The organism is Sphaerospermopsis kisseleviana CS-549 (genome assembly GCF_028329225.1).
In the GTDB taxonomy this organism is placed as follows: domain Bacteria; phylum Cyanobacteriota; class Cyanobacteriia; order Cyanobacteriales; family Nostocaceae; genus Sphaerospermopsis; species Sphaerospermopsis kisseleviana.
Genome location: NZ_JAQMTI010000113.1, coordinates 1 through 11,984, shown reverse-complemented (window position 1 = coordinate 11,984; position 11,984 = coordinate 1). Strand labels below are relative to the sequence as shown.

Below are 11,984 nucleotides of genomic sequence, written 5' to 3'. Positions count from 1 at the left end.
CTCCTGACTCCTGACTCCTGACTCCTGACTCCTTGATCTCCTGACTCCTGACTCCTGACTCCTGACTCCTTACACATAATCAAGGGTTTTCTGGGAACGTCTGCACCTTACCATCGGGACTAAAGACAACTCTGAGTCTGAGGTTTTGTCCAGCTTGATTAGTAGAAACAAAGGGTTTACCAATTTCTGGTATACCAGTGTCATTAATATATTCTCTAGCGGCTCGGTTCAAGGGTAAAATGCGTTCAATAGTACCGTCAACACCCAAAATCAGACTATATTCTAGTGTCTGGGAAAATCCCGTAGGTGGCCGCCAATTCTTTTGTAAATAAGCTCTAGCTTCTGCTGCTTGAGGTACATCAAATAATTTGTTTTCCTCAGCAGCAACCTGTGTTGGGAATGGTCTTTGTCTTGCTGATCGCAATTTTTCTATTAAATCATTATCGGGAGATTTGGTTGCAGAAGCAGCTTGATCTAATTGCTGTGAATTTGGTGTAGAGGATTGTTGTCCAGAAATCTGACTCTGCACATCATTAGGTAAGGTAGCAATAGATCCAGATATAGAAGAGATACTACTTGTATTTCCAGAAGGCAAATTTTGACCAGTGACAGGAGGAATACCACCTTGGTTAATCACTCCTGTAGAGTTTTGTTGGGAACTGGGTATTGGTGCTGTTCCTGGAATTTGTAGACTGCTAGGAGGGACTGGCTGTGTCTGTGGAGGTATTGTCAGTCCATTATTTGGCAATGTTCTAGCTGCGGGTGGCACGGTAGCATCAGGAAAAGTCAGAGGTTTTGGATCTAGAGTAGAATTAGCGGGTATCACGGGAGTCTCTAAATCAGGCGGCTTTATAGTATCACCACTACTAGGGGGAGATGGTAAACCAGCAAAGGAAGTCCATTCTGGTTGAGGAGTGGTTAAGTTCAGAGATGGTGCAGTTACAGTAGTTGCTGGTTGTGTGTCAGAAGTAGTCTTTTTAGCTGTTTGCTGCTGATTTTGCCTCATGCTGCTGGCATATTGCCAGGTTAAGGGAGCTAAACCCAAAGCTAGTGCTATTACTGCGGCTATAGGTGTCCAAGTAGGCAAACTGGGAATTATTGATTTCTCACTGTTGAGATTTGGTAATATTATGACATCAGTGGAATATTCTTCTAAGGCCGTGGCCAGATCAAATAGTTGTAATAGAGTAAGTTGAATTATCGGTCCTGACGTTTGATTAGCAAGGGAACCGAGATATAGTTTATGAGTTAAATTGTCACTAGATTCTAAATAAATTGTTGCCTCTAAAATTCCCATACTAGAGGGATTTGGGGTTTTAGGCGACGATGATGATGATGGGGTAACATCTTGTACTTCTGGTTGATCAGATGTTTTGCTTGATGGTTGGGATTCTAAGGAAGTAAGACAAAAGTTATCTGCTGATTTTTGTAGAAGTGCCTGAACGTAGTTAGTAACAGCATTACACAAGGCTTCTAGTTGATCACGATCGCCCTGAATAGGTACTCTCAGTTCTTCTGGTAGTGTTGGATCATCAAAGTGCAGTTGAAAACGAAGTTGATTCAGGACTGTTTGCCCTATCCAACGAGATAAAGGTGAGCTTTGCGCCAAGATTTCCAGTGTACAAGTGGGGGGAGTGTAGCGACGAATGACAGAATTTGATCCAGGCATAGCAAGAATGGCAAGGGGGACAAAAGAGAATTTTCGATTTTGGATCAGTGATTTAAAATCTAAAATCTAAAATCTAAAATCTAAAATTGTTTTGTGGATCGATCCAACAATGTTAACCACAGGCGGCGGTGTCCAGTAGGGGCGCTATAAAATAGTAAATCTACCAGCAGTTTTATTGCTAAGTTGGTTAGTAAATCTGTGGAGATTTGTTCATCTTCTTCCATCCGTTCTTGGTAGGTGTTACAGAAAGCATCTATATAATCTCCAAGTAAAGCATTTTGATGAGGTTCTTGATTTTTGGCAGCTATTGTTTCTAATAACCCAACAGCACGCCGGATTAATTCTTGGTGTTGTTTGGCAAGATAGCAGGTAATCAGAACCAGCGATCGCGCTTCATCTACATCTAGTTTTTTCCGCCCTCCTTGACCTTTGCGTATGGGGTTAGATTGGCGCAGTCGCCACAAGGCCACCCTATCTGGTACTTTTGACTCTAACTGGAGATTAATCGCCGCAGATAGCATAGCATCAGAACCAATGCCAGTTAAAGTTTCTAGTGCTAATAACACCAAATCTAACTGGGTTTTAATATTTTCCCATTGAACGGTATTGGAGGTCGGAAACTGGCTTAAATCCTCCCACTGGGAATTAGATGTAGCTGAATTGGCGGCCGATTGCATAACTTTTAGCATAGTTGATCAGGCGAATAAAGGCTGTTGCTGTTACCCTTTTTGAAACAGACCATCAAGTATGAAAATTGGTTTCTCGTCATCTAGCTGTAAATAAGTTTAGTAAACAGCTGTTGTTTTGGTTTTACTTTAGATGAAAATTTCTTGTTTAAATATGAGAAATTCATGATGCTTTGGTTAAGATTGGTGATTGGTAATTGGTAATTGGTAATTGGTAATTGGGTAATAGTTTTTCCCAATGCCCAATGCCCTAATCTACATGAGCAATAGTGACACCAGTACCACCATCTGCTTGTTCTGCTGGTTCATAATGGCTGACTCTGGGGTGTTGCTGCAAGAATGCGTGAACTCCTTGCTTTAATTTACCAGTTCCGTGTCCATGAATGATCCATATTTGTCCAACAGCTTCAGAAATAGCTTTATCCAATATATATTCGGCATCTGCTACCCGTTTTCCGCGCAAATCAACAGTATTTTTTGATGTGCGAATGGCTACGGTTGGTGTTGGTGACGGGGTAACGGCTGGTGCTGGTTTGGGTTTGACTATGGGTTCTGGTTTTTGACCATCTAAAGATTCTACGTCTTGTAATTTCACTGTCATTTTCATGATCCCAAAGCGCACACTTAACTCCCCATCTGCATCCGGGGCGGTTATGACTTCGGCGGTTTGCCCTAGTTTGGGTATACGAATGCGATCGCCTATTTTGGGCATAAAACCGGGTTTGGGTTTGGGTGCTGGTGCTGGTTGATATTTTTCCGAAATATCACTTAACGCTTTTGTTGCTTTTTGTGCATCCTGAGCCGTTGGTTTACCCTGTTGTAACCGACGAATAACTTGGGCAATTTCTCCTTTCGCTTCTTGAATTGCTTTTTGTACGGCTATTTCTTGGGAGGCTCGCAAGTCTTTTTCTCTTTCCTGTAAAGCTGCGGCTCTTTGGGAAACTTCTTTGTATAATTTCTCCGCTTGCTTTAATATTTTTTGTGCTTCTGCTGCTTTGGTTTCTTGACTGCGCCTTTGAGCTTCTAACCCGGCTATTACTTGGTTAACTTCGTCCGTTGTTTCTCCCACTTGACTTTTTGCAGCTTCTATGACTTCTGGTTTTAAGCCTAAGCGTAAGGCAATGGTTAAGGCGTTGGAACGTCCAGGAATACCCCACAATAACCGATAGGTAGGTGAAAGGGTGGCTTCGTTAAATTCGACTGATGCGTTTTCAAACCGAACATCGTCATATTTTAAAGCTTTTAATTCTCCAAAGTGAGTAGTAGCAATGGTTAACTGAGCATGATCCGCCAGATATTTGAGGAGAGCGATCGCTAATGCACTACCTTCCACCGGATCTGTACCTGCGCCCACTTCATCCAGTAAAACTAGGGATTGGTGACTGGTGACTGGTGATTGGTGATTGGTGATTGGGGAAAAGTCTTCTCCCCTGCACCCTGCACCCTGCTCCCCTGCTTCTTCTCCTGTTCCCTGTTCCCTGCGATGCACTGAGCTTGTCGAAGTGTTCCCTGTTCCCTCGCTAATGGCATTCAAAATTCGACTAATGCGGCGAATATGCCCGGAAAATGTCGATAAGCTTTGTTGTAATGATTGTTCATCCCCAATATCGGCTAAAATCTGACTAAACCAAGGAATTTCTACTGGTTCACGGGCGGGAACAAATAAACCCACCTTGGCCATTAAAGCCGCTAACCCCAACGTTTTTAAAGTTACTGTTTTACCACCCGTATTTGGTCCAGTAATTGTGACTACTTTAATATAAGGACTAATCAACAAATCCACGGGAACTACAGGATGTCCTTGTTCATGTTGTTGTTGCCAAATTAACAAAGGATGCCGTAATTGCCGCAGAGTAATTATTTCTTGCTCTTGGGGATTAATAAAGCGGGGCGGGTTTGCACCTAACCAGAAACTATACCTGGCTTTGGCTGTAGCTAAATCCAGAATTGTAACAATAGCTAATAACTTTTCTAAGTCGGTTTTAACTTCTGCTACTTGTGTAGTTAAATTCCTGCGTATGGCTTCTTCTTCTACCTGTTCTCTTTTCACAGCTTGGCGTAATTGGTTGCCCATTTGCACAATGCTGTTAGGCTCAATATATAAAGTTGCTCCGCTGGTAGATGTGTCGTGAACAATACCAGGAATTGCGTCTTTTTGTGGAGCTTTTACAGGAAGAACATAGCGATCGCCTCTTTGAGTAATAATCAACTCTTGCAGGGCATTAGATTTAACTTGGATGATATTTTGCAGTTTTTGGGTAATTTGACTGCGTAACCTGCGTAAATCTTCCCGAATTTCTCCTAATTTCTGACTAGCGCGATCTGTCACTTGCGCTCGTTCATCAATACAACGGTGAATTTCTTGCTCTAATTCTGGGTAAGTCCGTAATTCGGCGACTAAATCAGTTAAAATAGGTACATCTTCCTGGTTATCAATTAACCGCCGTAAATTTCTCGCACCAGCAAGGGTGGTAGCGATCGCTAACAGTTCCTCACCTGATAAAATTCCTTGTAATTCCGCACGTTCTAAGGAGTCACCAATATCTTGAATGCCCTCAAAGGATAACCCTGGTGTCAGTCGGCTTTCCAATTGATAGACTTCTTTGGTTTGTGCCAACAACTCTTTACTTTCCTCCAGAGTTGATGGAATTGGCAAGGCACGGGCAACTATCGCCCCTAACTTAGTTGCCGCAAAGGTGGAAAGGTGCTGGCAGAGGCGATGCCATTCTAGTAGTTCTAAGGTTTCAGACTGAATCAAGGCTTCAATATCTAATCTGAAACTATGGTAACAATTCTGGTAACAAGAAAGCTAAGTCTTTCAGGATGAAATTTTCTCCTCCACCACCTACTCCCACCAATATACATCCAGGTTTTAATACTTGTTAGCTGCTTTACTCATGCTTAGTTGAATAGTTACATTACATTATATGATGTACCCCACAAGCTAAACAATTGTTAGCTGAATTTGAATCTAGGTTTGATTGGGTTTGATCACTGGGAAAAATCTGTATCAGGATTTGCCTAAATTGCTATAAAAAATAATTTTAAGTGATTCATTCATTGCCGCCACCCTAAGTTATCAAGGTATTCACACTAAAAATATCTAATTTGTTAATATTATTAATAATAAATGTCTAATTTGTTAATATTATTAATAATAAATCATCTATTTTGTTAAATATCTCAATAAATAATCAAAAAATAAATTTTAATCTTGACATTGAATAGAAGAAGAGAATAAGATGGATTCAAACGAAAATATAAAAAACCTGCTGAATATTTTGCAGGAGAAAATATGCTGTTTAGTCCAGCAAACTTACCTTATTGGATTTTCCTGATTACAGGAATACTGCTTTTCCTGTTTATGATTATGCTAGGAGGAGAATCGGAATTAGATGCTGATGCAGATTTAGATATAGATATAGAAACCAACATTGATTTAAGCTTTGGACGATTTCTGGAATGGGCTGGTATTGGTAAAGTTCCATTAATATTGATGTTGGCAACAGATTTGAGTCTGTGGGGTGTCATTGGTTGGATGTTAAATGTGTGGCTGGGAGGTATTAATCAAAATCAACAACTGCCTTTAATGGGGATAATTATCTTGTTAATTTCCCTAATTATTAGTTTATTCATTGGCAGATTGATAGCTGAACCCATTAGTAAAATGTTTGCGGAATTTAGTGAAGATGCAAGTGGCGATCGCCTAGTTGGTTGTATTGGTACTGTAACTTCTGTTTATATTCCTGCTGAAAACATCAACAAAATTGGCCAGGTAGATATTTTCGATCCAAAAGGTAACTTTTTAACTATTAATGCTGTGATCCCAGATTGGGCAACTATCGCACCACAAAGAGGGGAAAAAGTGATAGTAATTGAACTTAAACAGCAAATCTATTTAGTAATTGCCAAAGACAGTGTAGACGAAGAAAATTGGTTAAATAGTTCCGACTCTAAAAATCAGAATTAGTGAAAGGACAAGAAAATGCTTTTTTGGTTAACATTTATTCAGGCTCTACCAAGTGTTAATGTATCGGAGTTATTAACATTTCAACTGCAATCAAAACAGGAATATAGAATATCAAATTCTCCCACATTTCCGCTGACAACTCAGCCAACTTTAGCTCAAATTAATGGGGGAATAGTATTTCCTGGTTTGATTGTAACTTTAGTTATATTACTTTTATTAAGCTTGTTTGCTTATACCAGGGTTTATGTTGTCACACCCAACAACGAAGCTTTTGTGAGAACGGGGGGATTATTTACTAAAAAGAAATCAGTAATTCTTTATGGTGGTTGCATTGTTTTACCAGGATTTCATCAATTAACCCGTGTACCTTTGCGAGAAATGTCTATTGATGTAGAAAGAACTGGAAAACTGGCAGTAAGAACAAAAGATTACCTGAGAGCAGATATTAGAGTCACATTTTATGTATGTATTAATGCTTCCGAAGAAGATGTTTTAACGGCAGCAGCAAGACTATCTCAAAATGGCAGTAGAATTACTCCTGAAGACATCAAAGAAGCTTTAGAAAAAAGGGCTGATGATGCTATTAGGGCGGCAGCTAAAACTAAAGATTTAGCAGAAATTGATTCTGATAAATTGGGTTTTGCTCAGGAAGTTTTGAATTTAGTAGGTACAGATTTGAAAAAGGTGGGATTAACTTTAAATAACATTGCCATTTCGGAAATATTAGAAAGTGTTACTTATGATCCTGATAACTTCTTTGATGCTCAAGGTGTGCGGTTGCGGACGGAAATTATTCAACGTTCAATTCAACAAAAACGGGAAGTTGAGTTAGCAACCCAAGTCGCTATTGAACAAAAAGAACTAGATGCACAAAAGCGATCGCTACAAATTGCCCAAGAGCAAGAAAGTGCTAAACTAGCTCAAAAATTGCAAGTTGAAGCACTGAAAGCACAGAGAGAAAGGGAAATTCAAGAAGCAAAAGATAGAGAAGCTGCAATGGTAAGACGTACCAAAATTTTGCAGGAAAAATCAGTGGAAGAGGAAGAAATTCGTAAAAAATTAGCTTTACAAGAAAGTCAAATTGAAGCTGATATTGCTTTAGAAGAACGGAATAAACAACTAAAAGTAGCACAAGCATTGCAAAAACAAGAAGCGGAAATTGCTGAAATTTCTCGCCAACAAAGTGTAGAATCAGGAAAGTTGCAAGCGCAAGTAAAGATAGTTGAATCAGAAAGATTAGCAAAACTAGCGCAGGAAGATGTCGCAATAGCAATTGCTAATAAAAAACGTGAAAGTTTTGTTGCACAAGCAGAACAAGCGAAAGCAGAAGAAGCGGTAAAAACTGCCAGTGAAATTGAAAAAGCGGAACGCCAAAAACGTTTATCTATAATCATCGCAGAAAGGGAAGCACAAGAAAGGAGTATTAGCGATCGCAACGTTGTAGAAATTGATGCTTTCCGTCGTCGTCGTCAAGCGGAAATTGCCCAAGAAGCAGCAGAATTAGAAGCAGAAGCCATTCGTACTCTTGCAGATGCTAACCGTGATAAAGCTTTAGCTGAAGCTGAAGGTATTCAAGCCAAAATTACAGCAGAAAATACCATTAGCAATGCTAATTTAAGTGCGAAAATTCTCACAACTATCTGGCCAGAATTAGCGGATAAACTACCAGAAATTGTTACTGCTTTAGCACCACAACCAGGAGTTTTAGGAGACACTCGGATTTATTCCTTCCCTGGTGCAAATGGTAGTAATGGCAGTCAAGATATTAACAAGTTACTATTATCTACTAGCGGACTTTCCTTAATAAATACCTTGTTAGATGAAGGTAAATTAGGTGATTTAATTGGGCAAGTTAGCCAAATAGTAAGTAGTAACAACTCTGTGAAACTACCAAGCTTGAATCACCAAGAAAAAGAAAGTAATTAATAATTTGCAATTCATAATTCATAATTTTTTCAATTATCAATAATGAATTATGAATTATGAATTATGAATTATGAGTTGTTAAACAACAGCTTTTTCTTGCACTAAAACGTAAGGTTCAACAATTAAAGCGTTAAACCTCTTAGTCCGATCGCCATTCCAATTTCCTAATTGTTCTGGTGAAGGTTTGGCCAGCAATTGTTCATCAATCCAATTTTGCACAGAGGGAATATTATCAGTTGCGATCGCTTCTCCCACATCCAGCAAATCTAACCCATCTGCTACCACAATTATCACATCTCTTTGTGCATGGGGAACTAGCCAATCCCATTCCGCTTCATCCAGATTTTCTTTTAATTTTTCTCTTAAATCAGACATAATTTTTCACAGTTTTGTTAGGATCTCAATTGTACATAATTTGCAATTCATTAGTCATTAGTCACTAGTAATTAGTCATTAGTTAAATTTCACCCAATCACCTATCTTCCTAAATCGTGCATTTCATTAATTACATCTGCACATTTACGAGTTATAGCTTCTAATTCTTCCTTATTTGTAGAAGTTGGCGCATCAATCAATTTACCAATTCTAATAGTCATCGGGACTTTACGAGGAATAGGTGTACCTTTTTGGACAACGTTTTCACTCCCCCACAAACTCACCGGTAATAAAGGCGCTTTGGCTTTTGCAGCTAACAGTGCTGCACCTCTTTTGGGGTCATGAATACGACCATCTGGGGTGCGAGTTCCTTCTAAAAACACACCTACAGCCCAACCATTCTCTAAATATTCTAAAGCCGCACGAATAGCCGCACGATCAGCAGTACCCCTACTGACGGGATAAGCACCGTATAATTTAATAGCTTGGGCTAAAACAGGAACTTTAAATAATTCTTCCTTGGCCATGTATGCAACTGGCCGACATACACAGTTAGAAACTATGGGAGGATCAAAATAACTTGCATGGTTGCTAACTACCACCAATGGTCCAGTTTTGGGAACATTTTCCACCCCATAAATTTTACCCCCGAAGTAAGCGTGTAGCATGGGGCTAACCACTGACCACTTGAAAGCGTGGTAAAGTGCCAAACTAATAAAAGGTTCGCGTTCTCTGGTCACGGAAGATATTTTAAATAAGACTATTATTTAGAATAAGCTATGGCGATCGCTTTTCGTCAATGAACAAAGGTAGATTTAGCATATTTACAGATGAAAGCGTTTTCAAGGGTGCATTTTATATCTGGCTAATTACTTTTAATTGTTTTATCTTCCCTATTCCCTATTACCTATTCCCTATCCTCAAAGATATGCTCAATATTCAACATAAACATCAAAATAAGATGCAACCGCAGGTAGAGAATATATGGAGAGAACACTAATAGCCTAGATATTAAACGACCAATTATTATATAGAGGTTAGGTTATGGCAGTATCAGCAATTGATATTTCCAGAAGTCTTAGTGGCATAGATTTTCCTGCAAATAAAGAAGATTTGGTTAACCATGCCAGACAGAAAAATGCAAGTCAGGAAGTAATTGACGTTCTCCGACAAATGCCAGAGCGTGAATATGAAAACATGGCAGACGTGGAACACGAATTTGGTCAAGTTAGATAATTTTTGAATAAGTTTCTGTTCTTGTCTGTCTAGTTCATGTCTAGTTCATTAGCTACTTTTTGGCATTTGATATATAGTGGGATTTAGGCAAAAAATACTGATAATTTATGTTTAAATCCCACTATTCATTACTATTTCTTCAGCTAAGAATAGCAGCGGTACTCTTATAATATCTACAATAAAAAGCTTCAAGGAATAAAAATTCTACCTGCTCCCATATAATTTTCAATATCTAATATAATCTCCACTAGGCGAGCAGCACATTTTTCTCGATAAATGCGCTCATCAAATCGATCAGGATTTCCAATAGTAATAATTGGTAGTGAAGTATCTGTATTCTCCTCTCGAATTGTTTGCTCTAATGAATCAGTTCCTTTCATATTTCTATTAGCTGTGATCAGAATCATTTGGTTTGCTTGAGCAAATTGCCATACAATTTTGTCACTGCTATCTGTCTCTAATCCAGCTTGTTTAAAGGTAAAAAAACGAATTGATAACAGATCAATCCAACCTTCATCCGCAAGTGTTCCCCAAAATAAAACCGAGTCCCCTGTTAAGTTATAATCAATGAGAAAATTCATAATGGGGATGTGATGCGTTCTTGCCAAGATTGCAGTTTTGCGCGTAAATCTTCCTGGCCAACTTTAGCAGGTTGAGTTGCTATTTTGGCAAATCGTTCACGGTTTTTTTCTTGCCAATATTGGCGAATTTCTGCTGATTTTTGCAGAAACTCTTGATATTCAGCTTCTATTTCCACAGCATGATTTTCTATGTAGTCTAAAGCCACATTCACCTGTGCATCACTTAGTCCCAGTTTTTCACGAATTAACTTAGGTGGATACTGAGCTTTTACATAGTCCATCACATCACACAAAGTAATCCGAGTTCCGGCTATAATTAGTCCCCGTTCTGTGCGAATGATACCTGATTGTCCATTATATACAGTTTTCATATCCATCAACTCCTAAAGGTTGTATCTGCTCAACCTAATTTAATTGTGAATTAATTTCCCCTAACTTGGCAACTCCCCAGTATTACGAATATTCTTCAATTCCATACCTTCAACAGTCCGCTTAATCAAACCAGTTAAAACATTACCTGGTCCAATTTCTACTACTTTGGTAATCCCATTTTTTGGTAATTGTAATGCAATTTCTCGCCACCGTACTGAACCAGTCATTTGTTGAGTTAAACGTTGTTTTAAAATTTCTGCATCAGTAACAGGAACTGGATCAACATTAGAAGCAACGGGAACTTCTGCTGTTTGAAAAACTATACTATCTAATATTTCTTGAAATTCCTGTGATGCTGCTGCCATTAAATGGGAATGAAATGCACCGGAAACTTTTAAAGGTAATGCCCGTTTTGCTTTGACATTAGACATTACAATTTGTACAGCTTCGGGTGTTCCTGAAATTACGACTTGTGCGGGACTATTATCATTTGCTAACACTACATCCGGGGTTTCTGCAATTACTTTTTCTAATTGTTCGCGATCAAAATTAAGTAATGCTGCCATCATTCCCCCAGCAGTATTATCCATAATTTCTGCACGACGTTTAACTAATTGTAAACCAGTTGACCAGTCAAAAACACCAGCAACATAAAGAGCTATATATTCTCCTAAACTGTGACCGGCAACTAAATCTGGTTTTTCTCCTTTTTCTTGTAATAAGTCAGCTAGAATACTTTCAATTACATATAAACAAGGTTGAGTGTAAAGTGTGCGTGATAGTTTTTCTTCGTCTGCACAAATTTCACTCACAGACCAACCTAAAATTGCTTCAGCTTCCTCAAATTTTGCCTTAGCAGATGGTATATCTAGTAGATCCATTCCCATGTTTAAGGCTTGCGAACCTTGTCCGGGAAATACATAAGCAGTTTTTGTCATTTGATAATTGGGAATTGGGAATTGGGAATTGGGAATTGGGAATTGGGAATTGGGAATTGGGAATTGATAATTGGGAATTGGGAATTGGGAATTGGGAATTGGTAATTGGTAATTGGTAATTGGTATTTGGTAATTGGTAATTGGTAATTGGTGATTGGTAATTGGGAAAAATGAAATTGATTACCCAGTCACCAGTCACCAGTCACCAGTCACCAGTCACCAGTCACCAGT

The 11,984-nt window shown here is 38.9% G+C and carries 11 protein-coding genes; 3 read left to right on the top strand and 8 right to left on the bottom strand.

Annotated elements, in window-relative coordinates; translation table 11 throughout:
- Positions 1-79: 79 nt before the first annotated feature.
- From PN497_RS10180 to PN497_RS10170, 3 genes are all read right to left on the bottom strand, one after another.
- Positions 80-1,669, bottom strand: coding sequence for a DUF4335 domain-containing protein (locus tag PN497_RS10180; protein ID WP_096566763.1), 1,590 nt, complete (start codon positions 1,667-1,669; stop codon positions 80-82).
- A gap of 80 nt (positions 1,670-1,749) precedes the next feature.
- Positions 1,750-2,358 (bottom strand): DUF3038 domain-containing protein, encoded by a 609-nt coding sequence (locus tag PN497_RS10175; RefSeq protein WP_096566762.1) that lies wholly within the window; start codon positions 2,356-2,358, stop codon positions 1,750-1,752.
- A 247-nt stretch (positions 2,359-2,605) separates the two neighbouring features.
- On the bottom strand, positions 2,606-5,113 hold the full coding sequence (locus PN497_RS10170) for an endonuclease MutS2 (protein ID WP_096566760.1): 2,508 nt from the start codon (positions 5,111-5,113) through the stop codon (positions 2,606-2,608).
- A gap of 537 nt (positions 5,114-5,650) precedes the next feature.
- Between PN497_RS10170 and PN497_RS10165 the strand changes: the two genes are divergently transcribed.
- Positions 5,651-6,325, top strand: a complete 675-nt coding sequence (locus PN497_RS10165) for an OB-fold-containig protein (protein WP_096566759.1) — start codon at positions 5,651-5,653, stop codon at positions 6,323-6,325.
- 15 nt (positions 6,326-6,340) lie between these two features.
- A complete protein-coding gene (locus PN497_RS10160; RefSeq protein ID WP_096566757.1) occupies positions 6,341-8,251 on the top strand; it encodes a flotillin family protein in 1,911 nt (636 codons plus the stop codon).
- Between the two features lie 78 nt (positions 8,252-8,329).
- On the opposite strand, the gene PN497_RS10155 is transcribed toward PN497_RS10160, so the two are convergent.
- Both PN497_RS10155 and PN497_RS10150 read right to left on the bottom strand, forming a co-directional pair.
- Complete coding sequence (locus PN497_RS10155) at positions 8,330-8,626, bottom strand: DUF2288 domain-containing protein (RefSeq protein WP_096566755.1); 297 nt, start codon at positions 8,624-8,626, stop codon at positions 8,330-8,332.
- 101 nt (positions 8,627-8,727) lie between these two features.
- Positions 8,728-9,366: a lysophospholipid acyltransferase family protein gene (locus tag PN497_RS10150; RefSeq protein WP_096566754.1), complete on the bottom strand. Its 639-nt coding sequence runs from the start codon at positions 9,364-9,366 to the stop codon at positions 8,728-8,730.
- A gap of 304 nt (positions 9,367-9,670) precedes the next feature.
- Between PN497_RS10150 and PN497_RS10145 the strand changes: the two genes are divergently transcribed.
- On the top strand, positions 9,671-9,862 hold the full coding sequence (locus PN497_RS10145; RefSeq protein WP_096566750.1) for a DUF2795 domain-containing protein: 192 nt from the start codon (positions 9,671-9,673) through the stop codon (positions 9,860-9,862).
- Positions 9,863-10,050: 188 nt separating this feature from the next.
- Here PN497_RS10145 and PN497_RS10140 read toward each other — a convergent pair whose 3' ends face one another.
- From PN497_RS10140 to fabD, 3 genes are read right to left on the bottom strand one after another with little or no spacing between them, the layout of a single operon-like run.
- Positions 10,051-10,443, bottom strand: a complete 393-nt coding sequence (locus PN497_RS10140; RefSeq protein ID WP_096566748.1) for a DUF5615 family PIN-like protein — start codon at positions 10,441-10,443, stop codon at positions 10,051-10,053.
- Positions 10,440-10,814: a DUF433 domain-containing protein gene (locus PN497_RS10135; RefSeq protein ID WP_187040080.1), complete on the bottom strand. Its 375-nt coding sequence runs from the start codon at positions 10,812-10,814 to the stop codon at positions 10,440-10,442. The genes PN497_RS10140 and PN497_RS10135 overlap by 4 nt, the downstream gene beginning before the upstream one ends.
- A 60-nt stretch (positions 10,815-10,874) precedes the next feature.
- Complete coding sequence (gene fabD, locus PN497_RS10130; protein WP_096566744.1) at positions 10,875-11,753, bottom strand: ACP S-malonyltransferase; 879 nt, start codon at positions 11,751-11,753, stop codon at positions 10,875-10,877.
- Positions 11,754-11,984 lie beyond the last annotated feature (231 nt).

What these genes read in the sequence shown, in the direction of transcription:
- PN497_RS10180 (WP_096566763.1), bottom strand. Translation starts at nt 1,669, where the DNA reads ATGCCTGGATCAAATTCTGTCATTCGTCGCTACACTCCCCCCACTTGT.
- PN497_RS10175 (WP_096566762.1), bottom strand. Translation starts at nt 2,358, where the DNA reads ATGCTAAAAGTTATGCAATCGGCCGCCAATTCAGCTACATCTAATTCC.
- PN497_RS10165 (WP_096566759.1), top strand. Translation starts at nt 5,651, where the DNA reads ATGCTGTTTAGTCCAGCAAACTTACCTTATTGGATTTTCCTGATTACA.
- PN497_RS10160 (WP_096566757.1), top strand. Translation starts at nt 6,341, where the DNA reads ATGCTTTTTTGGTTAACATTTATTCAGGCTCTACCAAGTGTTAATGTA.
- PN497_RS10155 (WP_096566755.1), bottom strand. Translation starts at nt 8,626, where the DNA reads ATGTCTGATTTAAGAGAAAAATTAAAAGAAAATCTGGATGAAGCGGAA.
- PN497_RS10145 (WP_096566750.1), top strand. Translation starts at nt 9,671, where the DNA reads ATGGCAGTATCAGCAATTGATATTTCCAGAAGTCTTAGTGGCATAGAT.
- PN497_RS10140 (WP_096566748.1), bottom strand. Translation starts at nt 10,443, where the DNA reads ATGAATTTTCTCATTGATTATAACTTAACAGGGGACTCGGTTTTATTT.
- PN497_RS10135 (WP_187040080.1), bottom strand. Translation starts at nt 10,814, where the DNA reads ATGAAAACTGTATATAATGGACAATCAGGTATCATTCGCACAGAACGG.
- fabD (WP_096566744.1), bottom strand. Translation starts at nt 11,753, where the DNA reads ATGACAAAAACTGCTTATGTATTTCCCGGACAAGGTTCGCAAGCCTTA.